The sequence below is a fragment of the Variovorax paradoxus genome (assembly GCF_009498455.1).
GTDB lineage: Bacteria > Pseudomonadota > Gammaproteobacteria > Burkholderiales > Burkholderiaceae_C > Variovorax > Variovorax paradoxus_H.
In genome coordinates this window covers 1,503,745-1,524,662 of the sequence record NZ_CP045644.1, presented here as the reverse complement: position 1 = coordinate 1,524,662, position 20,918 = coordinate 1,503,745, and the positions used below count along the sequence as shown (strand labels likewise).

At 68.6% G+C, this 20,918-nt stretch carries 23 protein-coding genes; 17 read left to right on the top strand and 6 right to left on the bottom strand.

Annotation, left to right across the window (positions count from 1 at the left end; all coding sequences use genetic code 11):
- Window positions 1–18 precede the first annotated feature (18 nt).
- Window positions 19–918, top strand: coding sequence for a CsgG/HfaB family protein (locus GFK26_RS06850; protein ID WP_153281338.1), 900 nt, complete (start codon window positions 19–21; stop codon window positions 916–918).
- Window positions 919–1,003: 85 nt separating this feature from the next.
- Here GFK26_RS06850 and GFK26_RS06845 read toward each other — a convergent pair whose 3' ends face one another.
- Window positions 1,004–2,428 (bottom strand): FAD-binding oxidoreductase, encoded by a 1,425-nt coding sequence (locus GFK26_RS06845; protein WP_101490650.1) that lies wholly within the window; start codon window positions 2,426–2,428, stop codon window positions 1,004–1,006.
- Between the two features lie 76 nt (window positions 2,429–2,504).
- On the opposite strand from GFK26_RS06845, the gene GFK26_RS06840 reads away from it, so the two are divergent.
- From GFK26_RS06840 to GFK26_RS06825, 4 genes are all read left to right on the top strand, one after another.
- On the top strand, window positions 2,505–3,005 hold the full coding sequence (locus tag GFK26_RS06840) for a DinB family protein (RefSeq protein ID WP_153281337.1): 501 nt from the start codon (window positions 2,505–2,507) through the stop codon (window positions 3,003–3,005).
- A gap of 19 nt (window positions 3,006–3,024) precedes the next feature.
- Window positions 3,025–3,624, top strand: coding sequence for a cob(I)yrinic acid a,c-diamide adenosyltransferase (locus GFK26_RS06835; protein ID WP_153281336.1), 600 nt, complete (start codon window positions 3,025–3,027; stop codon window positions 3,622–3,624).
- Window positions 3,621–3,974 carry a hypothetical protein gene (locus tag GFK26_RS06830; RefSeq protein ID WP_153281335.1) on the top strand — a complete coding sequence of 118 codons (354 nt, stop codon included), beginning with the start codon at window positions 3,621–3,623 and terminating at the stop codon, window positions 3,972–3,974. The genes GFK26_RS06835 and GFK26_RS06830 overlap by 4 nt, the downstream gene beginning before the upstream one ends.
- A gap of 293 nt (window positions 3,975–4,267) precedes the next feature.
- Complete coding sequence (locus GFK26_RS06825; RefSeq protein ID WP_153281334.1) at window positions 4,268–4,792, top strand: class IV adenylate cyclase; 525 nt, start codon at window positions 4,268–4,270, stop codon at window positions 4,790–4,792.
- On the opposite strand, the gene GFK26_RS06820 is transcribed toward GFK26_RS06825, so the two are convergent.
- Window positions 4,759–5,136, bottom strand: a complete 378-nt coding sequence (locus GFK26_RS06820) for a MerR family transcriptional regulator (protein WP_153281333.1) — start codon at window positions 5,134–5,136, stop codon at window positions 4,759–4,761. The genes GFK26_RS06825 and GFK26_RS06820 overlap by 34 nt on opposite strands.
- Window positions 5,137–5,232: 96 nt before the next feature.
- Here GFK26_RS06820 and GFK26_RS06815 point away from each other — a divergent pair, with 96 nt between their 5' ends.
- A complete protein-coding gene (locus GFK26_RS06815; RefSeq protein ID WP_153281332.1) occupies window positions 5,233–5,694 on the top strand; it encodes a hypothetical protein in 462 nt (153 codons plus the stop codon).
- Here the strand turns inward: GFK26_RS06815 and GFK26_RS06810 are convergent.
- Window positions 5,672–6,313 carry a GDSL-type esterase/lipase family protein gene (locus GFK26_RS06810; RefSeq protein WP_153281331.1) on the bottom strand — a complete coding sequence of 214 codons (642 nt, stop codon included), beginning with the start codon at window positions 6,311–6,313 and terminating at the stop codon, window positions 5,672–5,674. The two genes, GFK26_RS06815 and GFK26_RS06810, sit on opposite strands and share 23 nt — an antisense overlap.
- 166 nt (window positions 6,314–6,479) lie before the next feature.
- On the opposite strand from GFK26_RS06810, the gene GFK26_RS06805 reads away from it, so the two are divergent.
- The 6 genes from GFK26_RS06805 to GFK26_RS06780 all read left to right on the top strand — a co-directional run bounded on the left by GFK26_RS06805 (window position 6,480) and on the right by GFK26_RS06780 (window position 12,837).
- A complete protein-coding gene (locus GFK26_RS06805; protein ID WP_153281330.1) occupies window positions 6,480–7,664 on the top strand; it encodes an ABC transporter substrate-binding protein in 1,185 nt (394 codons plus the stop codon).
- A gap of 139 nt (window positions 7,665–7,803) precedes the next feature.
- Entirely contained in the window at window positions 7,804–9,633 is a 1,830-nt protein-coding gene (locus GFK26_RS06800; RefSeq protein WP_153281329.1) for an ABC transporter permease, read from the top strand.
- Between the two features lie 14 nt (window positions 9,634–9,647).
- A complete protein-coding gene (locus GFK26_RS06795) occupies window positions 9,648–10,223 on the top strand; it encodes an OsmC family protein (protein ID WP_153281328.1) in 576 nt (191 codons plus the stop codon).
- Window positions 10,204–11,055 (top strand): ABC transporter ATP-binding protein, encoded by an 852-nt coding sequence (locus GFK26_RS06790; RefSeq protein ID WP_153281327.1) that lies wholly within the window; start codon window positions 10,204–10,206, stop codon window positions 11,053–11,055. The genes GFK26_RS06795 and GFK26_RS06790 overlap by 20 nt, the downstream gene beginning before the upstream one ends.
- The gene (locus tag GFK26_RS06785; protein WP_228121933.1) at window positions 11,052–11,900 is read left to right on the top strand and encodes an ABC transporter ATP-binding protein; all 849 of its coding nucleotides are present in this window, start codon (window positions 11,052–11,054) and stop codon (window positions 11,898–11,900) included. The genes GFK26_RS06790 and GFK26_RS06785 overlap by 4 nt, the downstream gene beginning before the upstream one ends.
- Window positions 11,901–11,943: 43 nt before the next feature.
- Window positions 11,944–12,837, top strand: coding sequence for a VOC family protein (locus GFK26_RS06780; RefSeq protein WP_153281326.1), 894 nt, complete (start codon window positions 11,944–11,946; stop codon window positions 12,835–12,837).
- 9 nt (window positions 12,838–12,846) lie between these two features.
- Here the strand turns inward: GFK26_RS06780 and GFK26_RS06775 are convergent, their stop codons facing one another.
- Complete coding sequence (locus GFK26_RS06775) at window positions 12,847–13,269, bottom strand: winged helix-turn-helix transcriptional regulator (protein ID WP_153281325.1); 423 nt, start codon at window positions 13,267–13,269, stop codon at window positions 12,847–12,849.
- Between the two features lie 111 nt (window positions 13,270–13,380).
- On the opposite strand from GFK26_RS06775, the gene GFK26_RS06770 reads away from it, so the two are divergent.
- Together GFK26_RS06770 and GFK26_RS06765 are read left to right on the top strand one after the other, a co-directional pair.
- A complete protein-coding gene (locus GFK26_RS06770; protein ID WP_153281324.1) occupies window positions 13,381–13,971 on the top strand; it encodes a dihydrofolate reductase family protein in 591 nt (196 codons plus the stop codon).
- 137 nt (window positions 13,972–14,108) lie between these two features.
- Window positions 14,109–14,579 carry an RcnB family protein gene (locus GFK26_RS06765; RefSeq protein ID WP_153281323.1) on the top strand — a complete coding sequence of 157 codons (471 nt, stop codon included), beginning with the start codon at window positions 14,109–14,111 and terminating at the stop codon, window positions 14,577–14,579.
- Between the two features lie 90 nt (window positions 14,580–14,669).
- Here GFK26_RS06765 and GFK26_RS06760 read toward each other — a convergent pair whose 3' ends face one another.
- Both GFK26_RS06760 and GFK26_RS06755 read right to left on the bottom strand, forming a co-directional pair.
- Window positions 14,670–14,939 carry a hypothetical protein gene (locus GFK26_RS06760; protein ID WP_101490635.1) on the bottom strand — a complete coding sequence of 90 codons (270 nt, stop codon included), beginning with the start codon at window positions 14,937–14,939 and terminating at the stop codon, window positions 14,670–14,672.
- A gap of 113 nt (window positions 14,940–15,052) precedes the next feature.
- Window positions 15,053–15,997 carry a CysB family HTH-type transcriptional regulator gene (locus tag GFK26_RS06755; protein WP_101490634.1) on the bottom strand — a complete coding sequence of 315 codons (945 nt, stop codon included), beginning with the start codon at window positions 15,995–15,997 and terminating at the stop codon, window positions 15,053–15,055.
- Between the two features lie 174 nt (window positions 15,998–16,171).
- Here GFK26_RS06755 and GFK26_RS06750 point away from each other — a divergent pair, with 174 nt between their 5' ends.
- From GFK26_RS06750 to GFK26_RS06740, 3 genes are all read left to right on the top strand, one after another.
- Window positions 16,172–16,774, top strand: a complete 603-nt coding sequence (locus tag GFK26_RS06750) for a TetR/AcrR family transcriptional regulator (protein ID WP_062473724.1) — start codon at window positions 16,172–16,174, stop codon at window positions 16,772–16,774.
- 216 nt (window positions 16,775–16,990) lie between these two features.
- Window positions 16,991–17,914, top strand: a complete 924-nt coding sequence (locus GFK26_RS06745; RefSeq protein WP_153281322.1) for an alpha/beta fold hydrolase — start codon at window positions 16,991–16,993, stop codon at window positions 17,912–17,914.
- A 63-nt stretch (window positions 17,915–17,977) separates the two neighbouring features.
- The gene (locus GFK26_RS06740) at window positions 17,978–20,905 is read left to right on the top strand and encodes an SEL1-like repeat protein (RefSeq protein WP_153281321.1); all 2,928 of its coding nucleotides are present in this window, start codon (window positions 17,978–17,980) and stop codon (window positions 20,903–20,905) included.
- Window positions 20,906–20,918: the final 13 nt, after the last annotated feature.

Here is a 20,918-nt window from a genome sequence, read left to right as displayed (position 1 = left end):
GAACCGAGGGAGTCCACCATGCCGTTCTTCGTCACCAAGTTCCCATTCGCCGCGGTCGCCGTCGGCGCGCTGCTGCTCACGGGCTGCGCCACCACCGACATGCAGATGGGCAGCCAATCGGCCAAGACCACGGCCACGGGCAGCGCCGCCGGCGGTGCCACGGCGGGCGCGAGCAGCCAGCTCGAGCGCTGCGAATCGCCACTGGGCACCGTGTCGCTGGTCGAGAACGTCAACGCCGGCTGGTACACCATCCTCACGGGCGAGTACCGTCTGCCGCCTACTGCAAATCTGTTGCGTTTGCTGGTGCAGCAGTCGAATTGCTTCATCGTGGTCGAGCGCGGCGCGGCCGGCATGAACGCGATGACGCGTGAACGCGCACTGCAGCAGTCGGGCGAAATGCGCGGCGGCAGCAACTTCGGCCGCGGCCAGATGGTCGCCTCCGACTACGGCCTGTCGCCCGAAATCGTGTTCAGCAACAGCGATGCCGGCGGCATCGGCGGCGCGCTCGGCGGCCTCGTGGGCGGCGGTCGCGGCCGCGCCATCGCAGCCATCGGCGGCAGCATGCAGACCAAGGAAGCCAGCGCGCTGCTCACGCTCATCGACAACCGCTCCGGCGTGCAGGTCGCGGCTTCGGAAGGCAGTGCCTCCAAGACCGATTTCGGCGCCTTCGGCGGCCTGGCCGGTCGCAGCGGCGCCGGTGGCCTCGGCGGCTACACGAACACCGCGCAAGGCAAGGTGATTGCCGCAGCCTTCATGGACGCCTTCAACCAGATGGTCCGCTCGCTGCGCAACTACAAGGCGCAGACGGTGCGCGGGCAGGGCCTCGGCGGCGGTGGCCGCCTGGGCGTGGACGGCGGTGCCGCACCGTCGCAGACCTACGTACCGCCGGAGCCCGCACCGGCGCGTCGCCGGAGGTAAGAAGAAAACCGCGGGCCGTCGGGCCCACGAAAAAGCCCGGCGCTCTTGCGAGCCGCCGGGCTTTTTTACGCGTGCGCGAGAACGATCAGAGGCTGAAGATCTTGCCCGGGTTCATGATGTTCTTCGGATCGAGCGCGCGCTTGATCGTGCGCATCATGTCGATCGCGCCCACGCCCGCTTCGGTCACCAGGAAGTCCATCTTGTGCAGGCCCACGCCGTGCTCGCCCGTGCAGGTGCCTTCGAGCGCCAGCGCACGAGTCACCAACTTGTGATTGAGCTCCTCGGCCTTCACGCGCTCTTCGGGGATGTTCGGATCGAGCAGGTAGCCGAAGTGGAAGTTGCCGTCGCCCACGTGGCCGACGAGGAAGTAGGGGATGCCGCTGGCATCGGCTTCGGCCACCGAGTCGAGCAGGCAATCGGCCAGGCGCGAGATCGGCACGCAGGTGTCGGTGGAGATCACGCGGCAGCCCGGGCGCGACTGGACGGCCGCGAAGTAGCTGTTGTGCCGCGCGGTCCACAGGCGCGTGCGTTCTTCCGGCGTGCTGGCCCATTCGAAGGCGTTGCCGCCGTGGCCGCTGGCCAGTTCCTGCACCGTCTCGGCCTGCTCCTTCACGCCGGCCGGCGAGCCGTGGAATTCCATCAGCAGCATAGGCTCTTCGCGCAGGTTCAACTTGGCGTAGGCATTGACCATGCGCACCGTGTTCACGTCGATCAGTTCCACGCGCGCAATCGGCACGCCGAGCTGGATGGTCTCGATGGTGGTGCGCACCGCCGCCTCGATGCTCGGGAACGAGCAGATGGCGGCCGACACGGCCTCGGGCAGCGGGTAGATGCGCAGCGTGACCTCGGTGACCACGCCCAGCGTGCCTTCGCTGCCCACCATGAGGCGCGTGAGGTCATAACCTGCGGACGACTTCTTCGCGCGCGTGCCGGTGCGGATCACTTCACCCGCTGCCGTCACCACTTCGAGCGCCAGCACGTTCTCGCGCATCGTGCCGTAGCGCACCGCATTCGTGCCGCTCGCGCGCGTGGCCGTCATGCCGCCGATGGAGGCGTCGGCGCCCGGGTCGATGGGGAAGAACAGGCCCGTGCTCTTGATCTCTTCGTTGAGCTGCTTGCGCGTGACGCCCGGCTGCACCGTCACCGTGAGGTCGTCGGCGTTGATCGACAGCACCTGGTTCATGCGCGACACGTCGATGCTGATGCCGCCTTGCACCGCGAGCAGGTGGCCTTCGAGCGAAGAGCCCACGCCGAAGGGAATGACCGGCACGCTGTGTTCGCTGGCCAGCTTCACGGCATCGGCCACGTCCTGCGTGCTTTCGGCGAACACCACGGCCGAGGGCGGCGGTGCGTCGAACGACGACTCGTCGCGCCCGTGCTGCGTGCGCACCGCCATCGCCGTGGAACAGTTGTCGCCAAAGCGCGCCTTCAGCCCGTCGATCAGGGCTGCGGGCACATCGCGCAGATGGAGCGCCGGCATCAGGTGCGAGGTGGAAGTCGGGGCGTTCATCGGGCGTCTCCTGGAGGGGCTGAGGGGGATCGGTCATTTTACGGAGCGCGCACCATAATGCGCTTCAGTAGAAGACATGAACCCCACGACCCTTGCAGCCCTTGCGGCCTTTCCATCGCAGCTCGAAGCCCACTACACGGCCATTCCCCAGGCCTTCCGGCACTGGGCGCCGCCTTCGTGGGAGGGCGTGCCCAGCGAAGCCTTCACTGCCATCGAGCAGCTGTGCCATGTGCGCGACATCGAGATCGAGGGCTACCACATGCGCTTTCGCCGCACGCTCTCCGAGACCCATCCGACGCTCGCATCAATCGACAGCGAGCCGCTGGCCATCGAACGCCACTACGACACGGCCGATGCGGCGACAGTGCTCGCCGAGTTCCGCCTCGCACGCGTGCAGACGATGGAAATCGTCTCGCAGCTGAGTGATGTGCAGCTTGCACGCACCGCCGTGTTCGAGGGCTACGGCCCGCTCACGATGCGCAGCCTCATCCATTACCTGTGCAGCCACGACCAGCAGCATCTGGCTGGACTGCAATGGCTGGCCGGCAAGATCGACGCCGCCAGCCTCACCACCTGAACCGAGCAGAGGAGCGCCCATGGGCAACCGACTTTCCCAGATCGCCACCCGCACCGGCGACGACGGCACCACCGGCCTCGGCGACAACACCCGCGTGCCCAAGGACCACTTGCGCGTGCACGCGATGGGCGACGTGGACGAACTCAACTCGCACATCGGCGTGTTGCTGTGCGAACCGCTGCCAGAGCCCGTGCGCGAGCTGCTGGTCGACGTGCAGCACCAGCTCTTCAACCTCGGCGGCGAACTCTCGATGCCCGGTTTCACGCTGCTCAAGCCCGAGGCGCTGCTGCAGATCGACAACGCACTGGCCGACCACAACGCCACCTTGCCGCGCCTGGCCGAATTCATCCTGCCCGCCGGCACGCGCGCCGCGTCGCTCGCGCATGTGTGCCGCACCGTGGCGCGGCGTGCCGAGCGCGCGGTGGTGTCGCTCGGCGCCACCACCGAACTCAACGACGCGCCGCGCCAATACCTCAACCGGCTCAGCGATCTGCTCTTCGTGCTCGCACGCGTGCTCAACCGCATGAACGGCGGCGACGACGTGTACTGGAAGAGCGAGCGCATGGCCCGCGCGGCCGCCGCCGAATCCGAAGACCACTCCCAGGGGACGACGCCATGAAAACCTTCCACATCACCGCATCGCTCGCCGCCATCGCCGCCGCGCTCTGGCTGCCCGTCACTGCACAGGCGCAGAGCGCCGACAACCCGCCGCAGGCCGAACGCGCCCACACCATTCCCTCGCCGTCGCGCAACGGCAAGGTGGTGGGCAGCGTGCAGCGCGGCACCAACGCCGCCGGCCGCGGCGTCAACCGCGCCGATGCGGCCACGCGGCGCGGCGTGAGCAACGTGTCGGAAAAAGCCAGCCGGCCCGTGCGCAACGTGGGCGAGTCCTTCGGACGCAAGCTGGCACCGGGCTCGAGCGGGCGCGCGGCGCCACCGCCGGTGGGGCCGCAGGGCAACGCGCCCTGATTTTTTCTGCTGCTGTTCAGGGCGACGCTCCCGCCGACGGGGAGCCTTGCTCCGCGAATGTCCCCCGCCTTCGGCTCCTCCTTGATTTCGCTGCGCAAGGCACCCCATCGACGTGAGCGTCATTCAGTGTGGTCGTTGATCGGCCAGAACCCCGACCACGCTCGGTGTGCGCAGGACACTGGGTGCTTCCCGCAGCGAAATAAAGGAGGAGCGAAGCGGGGGACATTCGCGGAGGGAAGTACCCGGTGGCCTGTGCACGCGCCCTGAACACAGCCTCAAGAAAACGAGAAGACATGGCAAGAAACGTAGAGATCAAAGCCCGCATCGACAGCGTAGACCGCATCGCAGCCATCGCCGCAACGCTCGCCGACCAAGGCCCCACCGAAATCGCACAAGACGACACCTTCTTCCGCTGCGAGCAAAGCGCCGACCGCCTCAAGCTGCGCACCTTCGCCCCCGACCGCGGCGAGCTCATCTTCTACCGCCGCGCCGACAGCAGCGGCCCGAAGGAATCGTTCTACCTGATCACGCCCGTCACCACGCCCGACGCGCTGCGCGAATCGCTCACGCTCGCCTGGGGCCAAGCCGGCCGCGTGCGCAAGCAGCGCCGCCTATTTCTCGTGGGCCGCACGCGCGTGCACCTAGACCGCGTCGAAGGGCTCGGTGAATTCCTCGAACTCGAAGTGGTGCTGCAAGAGGGCGAGCCCGCCGAGGCCGGCGTGGCCGAAGCCCATGCGCTCATGGCCCGGCTCGGCGTGGCCGAGCGCCAGCTGGTACAGGGCGCCTACGTCGACCTGTTGCGCGCGCAGGCCGCCTGAGCCATCGGGCAGCCCGCTGGCACGCGCGCCAGCAGGTCTTGCCGCAGCGCGTTCAGCTCGGCGATCTTCTGGTCGATGACCGCGACCTTGTCGGCCAGCAGCGCCGCGATCGCATCGTCGGGCGCGGCCGACTCCCACACCGCGGGCAGGTTGTCGCCGATCTCGTGCAGGCTGAAGCCGAGCTTCTGCGCGGTGCGGATGTAGCCCACCATCTGCACGGTTTCCTTCGCATAGACCCGGTAGCCGTTGCTGCCGCGCTCCGCACGGATCAGGCCGCGCTCTTCGTAGAAGCGCAGCGTGTCGCGGCTCAAGCCCGTCGCCGAAGCCAGCTGGCCGATCTGCATGGTCGTTGTTCCTTCGCCGAAGAATGTGCTTGACCCTGGAGCGTACCCGAGGCTTTAGCTTCCGGGGCTTCTTCACTCCCTGCAGGGCTCTTCTTCATGATCGCGCTTCCCACCTACCAACGCATCGTTCGCGCCAGCGCCTGGTACGACCTCGTGGTGACCATCGGCTTCGCCACGCCGTGGACCTTTGCCGCAGTGCACGCCCTGCTGCTGTGGACCATCCAGACGCTGCAGCTGCCGGGCAGCTTTCCGGCCTTCGACCCCGTGCACATGCTGATGGCGAACCTGCTCGGTTCGGTGGTCACCGTGTGGGCCGTGCTGCGCATCCGCGATCCGCGCCTGCGCTATGGCCGCTACGACGCCGTGGCGCGCTTCCTGTTCGCCACCTGGCAGGTCTACGCCGTGACGCAGGGCGCCAGCCTGATCATCCTCGGCTTCACCGCGATGGAGTTGTTGTTCGGCGTGCTGGAGAGCCTGCCGGTGCGCGGTGCCACAGCACGCGCACCGATGCGCTCCGACGACCGCGCGACGGGCCTTAGCGCCAGCCCGCAGCCTTGAGTTGCTCGGCGAGCTGCTCCGCCACCTGGGCGTAGCCCTTCGCGTTCGCATGGATGCGGTCCGAGCGCAGGGCCGCATCCGACAGCACGCCCGAATACACACCCGCGACCAGCAGCACCTGTCCCGACTTCGCGACCTCTTCGTAGAACGGCGCGTCGCTGAGCGAGCCGACCACCGCGCGCATCGCATCGGGCGCGGGCGTGGCCAGCACCGCCACATGCGGCGTGTGCGCGCGCGCCTGCTCGATGAGTGCGGCGAGGTTCTCGCGCGTGCTGGCGGGCGACACGCCGCGCAGCATGTCGTTGCCGCCGATGCCGATCAGGATCGCGTCGTAGCTGCCGGCGGACAGCAGCGCGGGCAGGCGCTCCAGCGCACCCGCCGACGTGTCGCCGTTGACGCCCGCGTTCTCGACCTGCCAGCCCGTGAGCTCGCCGAGCTTCGCGGGCCATGCCGTCTCGGGCGATGCGCCGTAGCCGAAGGTCAGGCTGTCGCCCAGCGCCAGCACGCGGGCATCGGGCTTCAGCGCGTTGGCTGAGGCCTTTCGTTTGCCGCACGCTGAGAGCAGCAGGGCGGTGGCCGGCACGCCGGCGAGCATGTGGAGGAGGTGGCGTCGCTTCATGTGGCGCGCAGCTTAAACGAGGCTGCGCAGCGCTTGGCGCTTGCCCCTTCGCTTGCTCGGAAAGCGCATAAGCCTCTCCGTTTTTGTTCGTTCCCGGCACGGGGACAGCGGCGAAGAATCGCGGCCCTGCACATCCCTCCCTTCACTGCCACCGAGGTCCGACCCCATGCCGCCGCTGTTCACCCGCCATCGTTTCCTGCGCCATGCGGTCGCACTGTCCGCCGCCTTGCTGGCCGCGCCGCTCGCGGCCTGGGCCGCAACCGCCAGCGGCGAGCCCGTGTGGTTCGGTGTGAGCGGCCCGCTCACCGGACAGAACGCACAGTACGGCGCGCAGTGGAAGGCCGGCTTCGACCTCGCGATCGATCACATCAATGCGCAAGGCGGCATCCACGGCCGGCCGCTGGCCTACAACTTCGAGGACAGCCAGAGCGACCCGCGCCAGTCCGTCGCCATTGCGCAAAAACTCGTGAACGACAAGCGTGTGCTCATCGAACTCGGCGACTTCTCCAGCCCGGCCTCGATGGCCGCCTCGCCCATCTACCAGCGCGCGGGCCTTGTGCAGCTGGGCTTCACCAACTCGCACCCCGACTTCACCAAGGGCGGCGACTACATCTGGAGCCCGTCGATCAGCCAGGCCGACGCGCAGCCGCTGCTGGCCGACCTCGCCGTGAAGACGCTGGGCTTCAAGCGCATCGCGGTGCTCTTCCTGAACACCGACTGGGGCCGCACCAGCAAGGACGTGCTCGTGAAGGCCGCACAGGAACGCGGCGCGCAGCTCGCCATTGCCGAGGGCTACCAGCCCGACGAGAAAGACTTCCGCTCGACCCTGGTGCGCGTGCGTGACACCAACCCCGACGGGCTGGTGCTCATCTCGTACTACCCCGACGGCGCGCTCATCGCGGGCCAGGTGCGCAGCGTGGGCCTGAAGCAGCCGATCGCGGCCGTGGGCTCGGTCTACTCGCCCAAGTTCATCGAGCTCGGCGGCGCGGCCGTGAACGGCATCCACACCAACACCGCCTTCTATCCCGACGAGCCGCGCGCCGAGGTGCAGGCGTTCGTGAAGACCTTCCGCGCGAAGTACAGCAAGGAGCCCGACGCCTTCAACGCCTACGCCTACGACGCCGTGGTGTACGCCGCCGCCGCACTGCGCCAGGCCGGCCCGAAGGCCGATCGCAAGGCCGTGCGCGACGCGTTCTACAAGATCAAGGACGTGCCCAGCGTCATCTTCGGCAAGGCCACCTTCGATGCGCAGACGCGTCGCGTGATCGGCGTGAAGAGCGTCAACCTGGTGGTGAAGGATGGGAAGTGGGCGCAGATCGATGAGAAGGCGGCTGTGGCGTCGTCGAAATGAACGGGTCTTTGAATTGTTCCCTCTCCCGCTTGCGGGAGAGGGCCAGGGTGAGGGCAGGGGCCTTCGATACACGTCTGGCCTTCGCACAGGCCGCTGCCCTCACCCCAACCCTCTCCCAGAGGGAGAGGGGGTCATACCGATGAGCTTCACCTCCTTCTTCGACCACACGGTCAACGGCCTGATCATCGGCAACATCTATGCGTTGCTGGCGGTCGGGCTCGCGCTGATCTTCGGCGTCTCGCAGCTCATCAACTTCGCGCACGGCTCGGTGTACACCGTGGGCGCGTACATCGGCTGGGCCAGCATCACCTACCTGCACACGCCGCTGCCGATCACCATCGCGCTGGTGGTGCTCGGCAGTGGCGCGCTCGGCATGCTCATCGAGCGCGTGGGTCTGCGGCCACTGCAGGGCGCGGCGCGCATCGCGCCGCTGCTGGCCACCATCGGCATCAGCTTCGTGCTCGACATCCTCGTGCAGCTGGTGTTCAGCCCCGACCCGCGCGCGCTGCCCACGCAGCTGCCCGAGTGGCGGCTGCAGATCGGCACCGGCACCATCGGCGCGCTCGACCTGCTGATCGCGGGCATCGGCATCACGAGCGCGGCCGTGCTGTTCGGCTTCCTGCGTTTCACGAAGCTCGGCTGGGCCGTGCGCGCCACCGCGCAAGACCGCGACGCCGCGCAGCAGATGGGCGTGGACGTGAATCGCGTGAACCAGACCGTGTTCGCCATTGCCGCCGCGCTGGGTGGGCTCTCGGGCCTGCTGGTGGGCATGTACTACAACAACATCAGCCCGGCGATGAGCTTCCAGGCCACGCTCAAGGGCGTGGTGGCGACGGTGGTCGGCGGCGTGGGCAACGTGCCCGGCGCCATCGTCGGCAGCCTGCTGCTGGGGCTCATCGAAAGCTATGGCGTGGCGATCCTCGGCACGCCGTACCGCAACCTGTTTGCGTTTGCGCTGCTGCTCGTCATTCTGGTGTGGAAGCCGAACGGCCTCTTCGGCCGCAAGCGTGTGCTGCCGCCCGAGCCGCTCACCGGAACCTTCATCGCACCGAGCAAACCGTGGCGCGTGCCGCCGCGCGTGTTGCTCGCGCTGTTCGCCGCGGCCGTGCTGCTGCCGCTGTTCAATCCGTCGCCCTACGTGCTGCAGACGCTCACCAACGCGTGGCTCTACGGTGCGCTCGCCTTGAGCCTCACGCTGGTGGCCGGCACCATCGGACAGATCTCGCTGGGCCATGCGGGGCTGCTGGCCATCGGCGCGTATGCCTCGTCGCTGCTGGTGCTCGACCTGCACCTGTCCGTGGGCACGGGCATCGTGGTCGCGGGCGTACTCACCTCGCTGATCGGCACGGCGCTCATCTTCCCGGCCTTCCGCCTGCGCGGGCACTACGTGTCGATCGCCACGCTCGGCATCGGCGAGATCGTGGCGCTCACCATCCTCAACTGGGAAAGCCTCACGCGCGGGCCCATCGGCGTGTCGGGCATTCCGCCGCTGTCGCTGTTCGGTCGCGATGCGTCGTCGAACGAGGCGATCTACTGGGCCTCGTTCGGTGCACTGGTGCTGCTGGCCCTGCTGCAGTGGCGCCTGCTGCGCTCGCACCTGGGCCGCACCTTCCGCGCCGTGCGCGAAGACGAGGTCGCCGCACGCGCCTACGGCGTGAGCCCCGACCGCTACAAGGCGCTGGCCTTCGGCTTCGGCGGCTTCGCAGCGGGCGTGAGCGGCGCCTTCACCGCGCACATGTACTCGTACATCAACCACGAGACCTTCGGCTCGCAGATCTCGATCCTCGCACTCACGATGGTGATCCTCGGCGGGCTCGGAAACATCAGCGGCGCACTGCTGGGTGCGGTCGCGCTCGTGAGCCTGCCCGAGCTGTTCCGCGTGACGGCCGAGTACCGCATGCTGATCTACGGCGTTGCGCTGCTTCTGCTGATCCGCTTCCGTCCCCAAGGCCTGCTCGGCACTGTCTGAAAGAACCACACACCATGAGCCACCTCAACGACTACCTCGCCGAGAAACGCACCGCCGTGCTGGCACGCAACGCCACCGTCGCGGCCGGCACTGCACAGCCTTCGCAGCTCAAGGCCAGCGTGCGCGCCGAAGGCCGCAGCGGCGTGCGCCGCCTGCGCATCCGCGAGCACCAGGTCATCAGCGACAGCCCGCCCGATTTCGCGGGCTACAACCTCGGGCCGAGTTCGCCCGAGCTGCAGCTGGGCGTGCTCGGCACCTGCGTGACGCACATCTTCCTGATCCAGGCGGCCGAACGCCAGGTGCCGCTCGAAAGCCTCGAGGTCGAGGTGACCGGCGTCATCGACCCGCGCGGCGGCAAGCCGGGCCACGAGCAGACGCCGATCTGGCCGCACGAGATCGGCTACACGGTGCACATCGATTCGCCCGCAAGCCGGGAAGAGATCGACGCGCTGTTCGAAGCGGTGGAGCGCAACTGCCCCATCCTCAACCTGCTGCGCAACCCGCAGGCCATTCGCGCCGAGGTGAAGCTCGTGAACTCGAAGGCCGCCCTCACTTCCGATCGCACCGCCGATGCCCTTGCCACTGCTTGAAGTGCGCGGCCTCGTGCGCCGCTTCGGCGGGCTCACGGCTGTCAACGCCGTCGACCTGCAGGTGGGCGAAGGCGAACTGCTGAGCGTGATCGGTCCGAACGGCGCGGGCAAGACCACGCTGTTCAACCTCGTCACGGGCCTCGACAAGCCCGACGCCGGGCAGGTGCGCTTCGACGGACACGACATCACCGGCCTGCCCGCGCAACAGCTCGCACAGCGCGGCCTCGCGCGCACCTTCCAGCACGGGCGCGTGTTCGCGAACCTCTCGGTGCTCGACAACGTGCTGGTCGGCGCGCACACGCGGCTGCGCGCCGTGAAACCACGTGTGGGCGGTGTGCCGGGCCTGGGTGCATTGGCCGAGCTGGCCCTTGCGCTGGTGCAGCCGAGTGCCGTGCGGCGCGAGGAAGAAGCGCTGCGCGACGAGGCGCGCGAGATCATCGCGCTCTTCGGCGAACGGCTCACGCCGCGCACCGACCATCCAGCCTACAGCCTCTCGTACGCCAACCGTCGCCGCGTCGAGATCGCGCGTGCCCTCGCGCTGCGGCCGCGCCTGCTGCTGCTCGACGAGCCCACCGCCGGCATGAACGAGAGCGAGACGGCCGAGATGCTGGAGATCATTCGCGGCCTCAAGGCGCGCGGCCAGACCATCCTGCTGATCGAGCACAAGCTCGACCTCGTGATGCAGCTGTCCGACCGCGTGGCGGTGCTCGACGACGGACGCAAGATCGCAGAAGGCCTGCCGGACGCGGTGCGCAACGACCCCGCGGTGATCGAGGCCTACCTCGGCCATCGCCATGTCGGCGAAGCGCAGAAAGAAGCGGTGCCCGCATGATCGCGACTGTCGCCCGCACCGGCCTTCTGGCTCCCTCTCCCTTGCGGGGAGAGGGTTGGGGTGAGGGTCTGCCCGAACGCACCACGGCACCCGCTTCCGGCAACGCCACGCGTCCACTGCTCCAACTCCAGAAGATCAACAGCTTCTACGGCCCCGTGCAGGCCCACTTCGACCTCGACATCGAAGTGCGCAAAGGCCAGATCGTCAGCCTGCTCGGTGGCAACGCGAGCGGCAAGTCGACGACGATGAAGATCGTGCTCGGCTTGCTCAAGCCGCGCTCGGGCGAGGTCAGCTTCAACGGCGAATCGACACTCGGCCTGAGCACGCCGCAGATCATCCGCAAGGGCATCGGCTCGGTGCCCGAGGCACGCCGCCTGTTCCCCGCGATGACCGTGCGCGAGAACCTGCTCATGGGCGCTTATGCGCGCCGCGACCGCGCGGGCGTGGCCGAAGACCTGGCGCGCATGCTCGAACTGTTCCCGCGCGTGGCGGAGCGCCTGGGCTTCCTGGCCGGCACGCTTTCGGGCGGCGAGCAGCAGATGGTGGCCATGGCGCGCGCGCTCATGGGCCGGCCGCAGCTGCTGTGCATGGACGAGCCCACCATGGGCCTGTCGCCGCTGTACGTCGACAAGGTGCTCGGGCTCATCGCGCGCATCAACGCGCAGGGCGTCTCGGTCTTCATGGTCGAGCAGAACGCCAGCCTCGCGCTGCAGATCGCCCACCACGGCTACGTGCTGCAAACCGGTCGCATCGTGCTCTCGGGCCCGGCCCGCGCGCTGCTGGCCGACGCACGCATCCGCGATGCCTACCTGGGTGGCGAGGGCGCCGCCCGCACAGCCTCCTGACGACGACGACAACACCACCTCTGCTGGAAGGAAGGCCTTCACCATGCCCTTGACCCTCGACCACGTCGTGATCGCCGTGCACGACCTCGAACGCGCCATCGCCGACTACGTCGCGCTCGGCTTCCATGTGCTGCGCGGCGGCGACCATCCGGGCCGCAGCACGCACAACGCGCTCGTCGTGTTCAGCGACGGCAGCTACTTCGAACTCATCGCGTGGCGCGAACCGGCGCCCGCCGAGCGCTGGTGGCAGCTGCTGCAGCGGCACGGCGAAGGCATCGTCGACTTTGCACTGCTGCCGCGCGATACGGCGGTCACCGTGGCCGACGCGAAAGCGCGCGGCCTCGTGCTCGAAGGCCCGCTCGACGGCGGGCGCGTGCGCCCCGACGGCGAACACCTGCGCTGGCAGACCGCGCGCGCCCCGTCGGCCGACCTGCCGTTCCTGTGCGGCGACCTCACGCGGCGTGCCCTGCGCGTGCCCGAGGGCGCCGCGCGCGTGCATCCCAACGGCGTGCTTGGCGTGGCCAGCCTGGCCATCGCCGTGCGCGACCTCGACGCCACGCTGGCGCGCTACCGCGCCTTGCTGGGCACCGTGTCCGACGACACGAGCACGCACATCGGCGAGCCCGTCGCCGTGCCCGCCAGCCAGGTGCGCGTGGCGGTGATCGCATTGGGAAGCAGCGTGCTCGTGCTGTCGTCACCGCGCGACCGCGCCTCGACGGCAGAGCTGGGTGGGGACGCGCTCGCACAGCGCATCGCCGTGCGCGGCGAGGGCCCGTACGCGCTGGTGCTGCACACCGACCGGCCGCAGTCGACCGGCACCTTCGACCTCGCACGCGCGCACGGCGCGTGGATCGAACTTGACCTGCCACCGCTGGACGAGCTGGTGGCCCAGGGCCGTGCGCGCAGCGACGCGGCGAACAGCACGGTGGGCGGGTAGGGCGCAGCGCTATCGGCCGCCCAGGTGCGCCTTGCGCAGCGCGGCCCGCATCTTCTTCTGCAGCACCGGCCCGCCTTTTTCCAGCGCGGCCGCGGGCGCACCGCTCTCGGCCGTCACCGGCCGGTGCTTGCGCCCCCAGATGCCGAGCTGCGTGATCACCGGAAGCAGGTCGATGCCCACGGGCGTGAGGCTGTAGAGCGCCTTCTGCTTGTGCGTGGGGTCGTCGGTCTTGCTGAGCACGCCATGTTCGACCAACGTGTTCAGCCGCTCCGTGAGGATGTTCGAGGAGATGCCTTCCTCGGACTGCAGGAACTCGCGGAAGTGCCGCTTCTCGGCAAACATCAGGTCGCGAACGATCAGCAGGCTCCAGCGGTCGCCGACGACTTCGAGCGCGAGGTTGATCGGGCACGGGGACTTCTGCTGGAGGGCCATCGGGATTCCGCCGGTTCAAGAAACTGCTTGCATTTTCGCATCGGTTTGAGAATACTGAAACTGCTTGCATTTCAAGATCGGTTTGTGCAAGCGACTTTTCAGGAGACTTCGATGCGAAAGCTCATCGTGCAAATGCAGATGTCGGTCGACGGGTTCGTGTCGCCGGCCAACGGTGACATCGACTGGCAGCTGTGGGGCTGGGGCGACCGGTGGGGCTGGGACGCGGCGCTCAAGCGTGACTTCAACGCCGTGTTCGCGGGCGTCGACACCATCCTGTTGAGCCGCAAGATCATCGAGGAGGGCTACCTTGAGCACTGGGGCCGCGCCGCGACGCGCTTTCCGGCGAACCCCGACTACGCCTTTGCCCAGCGGATCGTCGAGGCACGCAAGGTCGTGCTCACGAACAAGCTGAAGGCCTCGCGCTGGGAGCGCACCGACATCGCACGCGGCGCCATGGCCGACGAAGTGAATGCGCTCAAGCGCCAGCCGGGCAAAGACATCCTCACCATCGGCGGTGTCGGTTTTGCGTCGTCGCTCACGTCGGCGGGGCTGGTCGACGAGTTCCAGTTCTTCGTGAACCCCACGGCCGTCGGCGCGGGCCGCTCTGTGTTTCACGACACGCGCCATGGCCATGCGCTTCGGCTGCTCGGATCGACGGCCTACGACTGCGGCATGGTGGTGAACCGCTACGCACCCGCATGAAGAACGTGCAGGACAACACGCCGCGCAGATACCTGCGCTTACCGTATTTCATCCGACGAAGACCTGACGCATCGCAAGCAGACACATGGGCTGCACACAATGGAGGCGTCATCACAGACAAACAAAAGGAGTTCCAGATGATCTTCCGTACCAAGCGCCTCACCACTGCCGCCGTTGCGGCGCTCGCACTGTCCCTGGCAGCAGGCAGCGCGCTGGCGCAAGATCGCCGGGGCGACGACCACCGTCCGGGCGGCGGCCGCTACGAGCAGCGCGATGACCACCGTGGGGACCATCGCGGTGCAGGCCGCTACGAACAGCGCAACGACCACCGCTCGCACCGCGGCCCTCACGCCGGTTACCGCGGCGACCAGGACTTCCGCGACGGTCGCCAGTTCGACCGCCGGGGCTTCCCGCAGCCGCACAGCGAGTGGCGCCGTGGTGGCCGCGTGCCGACCGAGTACCGGGGCCGCAACTACGTGGTGAACGACTGGCGCGCCTACCGCCTGCAGCAGCCGCCGCGCGGCTACCAGTGGGTGGGTGTGGGCGGTGACTACGTGCTCGCAGCCATTGCCACGGGCCTCATCGCGCAGATCATCGCGGGCCAGTAAGCCTTCGCTCCGCGTTCACACCGCGCACATGCAAAAACCGCCACAGGAGACTGTGGCGGTTTTTCTTTGGGGAACTGGGGGAGGGGTTTGTCAGGCCACCGCGGTGGCGGCCGACTGGGCGCACACGTTGCGCCCGGTGATGGTGAGGCGCAAGCCACCGCCATGCCATTCGAGCCAGTTGAGATCGACGTAGGCGTCGATGTCGCGATCGTCGATGCGATCGGCCTGGCGGCTTTGCAGCAGTTCAACGGTGGCAGGCAGGGCACGCTTCAGGCGTTCGCGCTTCTCCGCTGCATCGGCCGCCTTTTGGGCGGCCCGGGTGGCCTGTAGTTTCTGCTGCTGCTGCGAAGTCGATGCCATTGCTGATCCGTTCCGGGAGCCAAGGAATTAACCCGAATGTACGCCGCTTGTGTGAAGCCGCGCGCATTCTTTTCAACCCTGGAGCCGGAAGTGTCGATTTCGTTGCGCTTGAGCTAAATCTCGTAGTGAGAAACCTTGACCTCGTCGCCCAAGGCCTTCTCGACAATGGCGCGCGTCAAGGTCGGTGCGAACGATTCGATGAACGCGTAGACATATTTGCGCAGGTAGTTGCCGCGCCGCACGGCGAGCTTGGTGAGGTTGATGCCGAACAGCCGACCCGCGTCGAGCGCGCGCAACTGCGTGTCGCGCTCGGCCTCGTAGGCCACGCCGGCGACGATGCCCACGCCCAGGCCCAACTGCACATAGGTCTTGATGACGTCGGCGTCCATTGCGGCCAGCACGATGTTGGGCTGCAGGCCGCGCTGCTCGAAGGCTTCGTCGATGCGCGAGCGGCCTGTGAAGCCGGTGTCGTAGGTGATCAACGGGTGCTGCGTGAGCGCCTCGAGCGTGAGCGGTGCGTCGAGCAGCGGATGCCCTGGCGGCACGATCACCGAATGCGTCCAGCGGTAGCAGGGCAGGGCGACGAGCTGCGGGTAGTCGCCCAGCGCCTCGGTGGCGATGCCCACGTCGGCCTCGCCGTCGAGCAGCATCTGCGCGATCTGCTTGGGCGAGCCCTGGTGCAGGTGCAGTTTCACGTTCGGAAACTGCGCGCGGAATTCCTGCACCGCCACCGGCATCGCATAGCGCGCCTGCGAGTGCGTGGCCGCCACCGAGAGCAGGCCGCTTTGCTGCGCGACGAACTCCTGGCCCGCGTGCTTGAGGTTGCTGCTTTCCATCAGCATGCGCTCGATGATCGGCAGCACGTGGCCGCCGGGCTCGGTGAGGCCCGTGAGCCGCTTGCCGGCACGCACGAAGAGCTCGATGCCGAGCTCTTCCTCGAGCTCGCGGATCTGCCGGCTCACGCCGGGCTGCGAGGTGTGAAGGGTGTGGGCGACCTCGGTCAGGTTGAAGCCGCAACGAACGGCCTCGCGTACCGAGCGCAGTTGTTGAAAGTTCATCGGGCGCGCAGGAGGTGAAAGGTCCGGACCCCGAACGGGGCCGACCGGCGATTCTCGGCAGAAGCGGTAATGCGGGGAACGATGCGTTTGTTGGTTTCACATGCGCAAAACATCTATGAGGCCCTTCTGCATGGGGGAGTTGATGTTTCGCACGACTGTGCTAAAGTTCGCCGCATGGACGCCAAGACCCAGAAAAGCGAACTCACCCGTGCCGCCATCGTCGGCGCGGCGATGCACCTCGCTCTGGCCGAAGGGCTGGAGGCCATTTCGCTGCAGGCCGTGGCGAGCCGGCTCGGGCTGTCCAAGAGCGGCGTGTTCTCGCGCGTGGGGTCGCGCGAGGCGCTGCAGAAGGCCGTCATCGAGGAGTACGGCCGCGGCTTCCTGGCCGAGGTGTTCGTGCCCGCCATGCAGAAGCCCAAGGGCCTGCCCCGCCTGAACGACATCGTCGCGCGCTGGATCGCCCGCACGCGCGATGTCGAAGCGCAGAACGGTTGCCTTTATGTGGCCGGCGCCTTCGAGTTCGACGACCGCGAAGGCGAGCTGCGCGACCTGCTGTTCGACGAGATCACGCGCTGGCGTGCCGCACTGCGCCGCACGGTGCTGCAGGCGGTCGAGACCGGCGAGCTCCAGGCCGACACCGATCCCGCCCAGCTCGTGAGCGAGATCAACGGAATCATGATGAACCAGCTGCACGACGCGCGCTTTCTGCGCGACGGGCATGCAGCCGAGCGCGCGGGCCAGACCTGGCAGCGCCTTCTTTCCAGCTACCGCGCCTGAGGCGCACCCGCAGACGACGACCCTTGCCTCTTCGTTTGCCTTGATTTCGCACCATCGTGCGATAAAAAAGGAGAAGCACCATGCTGATCATTGCCCTCTTTCTCGCCGCCTACGCGGCCCTTCTCGGTGTGCGCGGCGTGCGGGACACGCTGCACAGCCTGCCGCGCAGCAACCGGGACTGGGTCTGGTACTGAGCCTCTGAAAGAAGCCTTCCTCATGACGACCACCGCCCCCACCACCGCCCCCGTGGGCTACTACAGCGCCAGCCCGCTGATGCGCGCGATGCGCTTTGGCCTCGGCGCCTCGCAGCGCCTGTGGCCCGCGCTCGGCGTGCGCGCCGCGTACCGTGTGTTCGGCACGCCGCTGCCGCCCAAATGGCTGTACCGCGGCCAGCACCCCGGTGCCGACTGGCGCCGCGAGGCCTGGTCGTTCGAGGACGCGAACCTCGGCATCTACCACCTCGCCGCGCAGGACTCGGGCGCCGAGTCGGCGCCGGTCGTGCTGCTGGTGCATGGGTGGGGCGGCCATGCGGGCCAGATGCTGCCGCTCGCGCAGGCCATCGCCGCCGAAGGCCTGCGGCCCGTGCTGCTGGAGATGCCGGCCCACGGCCGCAGCGCGGGCACGGCCAGCAACCTGCCGCAGTTCGCGCGCGCCATCGACTACGTGGCGGCGCGGCTCGGTGCCGACGGGCACGTGCTGCGTGCGGCGGTCGCGCATTCGCTGGGCGCCAATGCGCTGGCCTATGCGGCGGGACGCGGGCTGCCGGCGCAGCGGCTGGTGCTGCTCGCACCGCCGGCGTCGCCGCGCGAGTACACGCGCTACTTCGCGCAGGTGTTCGGCCTCAGCGAGCGCACGCGCGCGGGCATGCAGCGCCTGATCGAGGCGCGCGAGGGCATCTTGATGCAGCAGCTCGAACCCGCCGCCGTGGGCCCGCGCATCGCGCAGCCGACGCTCATCGTGCATGACCGCGACGACCGCGTGAACCGCTTCGCCGACGCCGAGGCGTTTCGCGACGCGATCGCCGGCGCGCGGCTCTTTCCCACGCAGGGCTGGGGCCACCGCCGCATCCTGAAAGAGCAGGCCGTGCTCGCGCACGTCACGCAGTTTCTGATGTCGCCTGCGACGGTCACGGGAACGTGAAACGGCGCCTCTAAACTGGGCGCCACCCATGGCCTTCGCCGTGGACGACACACGCGACCACACATGGGCAATCGTTCCTGGCTTTATCTTGAACACCGTATTTCCAGCGACGAAGACAGCGCTGACCCCGAAGAAACTTCGGCCGACGAAATCGCCGAAGCCAACAACAACTTCCCCGTGCTCTGGCAGCTCCTGCTGGCCGATGGCGTGGCCGGCGAGGCCATCGACCACCAGCGCGTCTTCGGCGACGCGGGCACCGACAACCTCGCCAGCGACGCGCACGCCGCGCTCGCGCGCATCCGGCAGCTGCAGGCCTTTGTCGAACGGCATCCGATGCTGCACACGCTGCCGCAGATCGCACTGCAGTTCGAGGCGGTGGCGCTGCATCTGGCCGAACTGATCGACGAAACGCCGGACAACAGCGCGCCGCGCTTCTCTGCCAACCTCGACGAACTGTCCTGGCTGGGCGGAGACACGGAAGGCGAAGGCTTCATCGAACGCAACCGCCGCGAGTGCAATGAACTGTGGGCCGAGGTGCGCCGCTGCATCGACAGCGGCAACCACCCCGGCGTGGATGCGGCGCTCGGCATCCAGCGTTTCGCCGACTGGGAGGCCTGGGCCTGGCAGTTCGGCTTCGGCAGCCTCTCGCATCCGTACTTCGACGGCTACGAAGCGCCGCGCGACGAGCGCTTTGCCGACTTCGAGCCCGAAGAAGACGAGGACGACGACGAACGCCCCGACTACGACAACCACCTGGGCGGCGACCTCTGGCGCTTCGAGGTCGACGGCCGCTGGGGCGTGATGCGCCTGGTGCACGACGACGAGGGCGCCAGCCAGCGCACCCCCGTGGTCGAGCCCGCGTGGGACGACATCCGCTACGCCGGCGGGAGCGATCCGCGCCTGCTCTGGATCTCGCAAGGTGAGCAATCCGGCCTGCTGCTCGCCGACGCCGGAGCGCCGCGCGTGCTGCTCGAACCGCAGCTCGACGAGGTCTGGGCCTTCGAGGACGACATCGCCACGGCCCTGGTCGGCGACCACGTCGGCCTGCTGCGCACCGACGGCAGCTGGCTGCTGGCGCCCTCGGTCGACGAGGTCTGGAGCTTTGTCGAAGGCCGCGTGCGCGCCCGCGTGGGCGAGCGCATTGGGTACGTCGACCTGCAGGGCCAATGGACGATTGCGCCGCGGTTCGAAGAGGCCGAAGACTTCACGCCTTTCGGCCTCGCGCCCGCGCGCGCCGACGCGGGCGGCTGGGGGCTGGTGCGCGCGGACGGCGAATGGGCCGTGCCGCCCGCGTTCGAAAACCTCCAGTGGCGCCACGACTGGGAAGGCTTCGAAGCCACGCGCGACGGCAAGAGCGGGCTGCTCGATGCGCAAGGCCGCGTCGTCATCGAGCCGGTCTACGAACAGGTCGACCTCCTCGAGGAATACCCGATCGAAAGCCTGACGAGCGAAGACAACGATCCGTCGAACGAGCGCGGCGCGCCGGCCCGGCCGAAGCGCTTCGCCGTGGAACGCGCCGACGGCCTGTGCGGCCTCACCGACGGGCAGGGCCGCGTGCTCGTGCCCTTCGACTACGGCCGCTTCGAGACCCTGGAGCCGCTGACCGGCGAGGAGCGCGCGCACGCCATGGTCCGGCGCGACCTGGTGCGCGTGGCGTCCAAGGGCGGGCGCACGGCGAAGAACGCGCCGTGGCTGCGCGGCATCTACGACGTGGCCGCCGGCCGCGAGCTGGTGCCATGCCGGCACCGCACGCTCCAGCCGCTGGCCTGGGGCACGCACGAGTTCGGCTGGCTGGTTGCCGATCCGGTGCCGCGCAGCGCGAAGGCGGAGAAGGGGCAACTCGCCGTGGGCGTGCTGCGCGCCGATGGCGCCGTGCTGCATCCGCAGGCCTACCCGTGGATTTCCACCGCGGTGTCCGTCGCCGACGGCTGGATGTCCACGGTGGTCCGCTCCGACCTGTGCAAGCGCTGGAGCGCGGGCGAGCCGGTGAAGGCCGTGCGCAACGACACCGGCCTGTACGTCTGGCTGCACGCCGACGGCCGCGAGCAGGCGCACACCGAGCACATGGCCGCGCGCCATGCCGCCGGTGACCTGCAGGCGGCCTACGAGCTGGCCTGCCACCTGCGCGACGGCGAGGGCGTGGAGGCCGACCCGCGCGAAGCCCTGCGCTGGATGGCGCGTGCCGCCGGCGTGCGCGAACCCGGCGACGCCCCCGCGACCGCATCACCCGACGGCCTGCCCGTGGCCATGTGCGAGCTCTCGAAGATGCTGCGCTGGGACACGGCCGGCCTCGGCGCCGACCCCGCCCGGGGGCGCGCCTGGCTGCTGCAGGCCATCGCCCATGGCGGTGAAGACGGCGCCGATGCCGCCACGCACGGCCATCTCGGCTACATGCTGTGCGAAGGCGAGGGAGGCGAGCGCGACCTGCAAGGCGGCATGCGGCACTACGAACTCGCCGCCGAGCAGAACAACACCATGGCGCTCTACAACCTCGGTCTGGCGCACAAGCTCGGCGAACCCGGTGAGTCCGACCTGGCGCGCGCAATCGGCTACTTCCGCCGTGGCCACGAAGCCGGCGACACCAGCGCCACGATGCAGCTCGGCCGCACGCTGTGCCTGCACGCAGGGGCGCTGGCCGAACAAGGCCACGCAGAAGCGGAAGTGAACGTCCTGTATGCCGAGGCCCTCTACGCGCTGCAGAAGGTGGCGGAAGACAGCGCCAAGCGCCAGCAGGGCTGGGCCTGCTACGAGCTGGGCTGGATGCGCTTTCAGGGCCAGGGCGCGCCGGAAGACGCGGCAGCCGCCGAGCGCTGGCTGCTCACCGGCGCCGCGCTCGATGACTGCGAAGAGAACCTGGAGAGCCAGCGCGCCTGCACGGAGGTTTTGGCGCAGACGTTCTACGGTGACCCCGACAGCCCGCTCTTCGACGAGGACAAGGCCCGTGAGTGGGCGCAGCGGCTGGAGGCCCTGCCCGCGGCCCAACCGGAGTGAGCGGGTCCGCCTT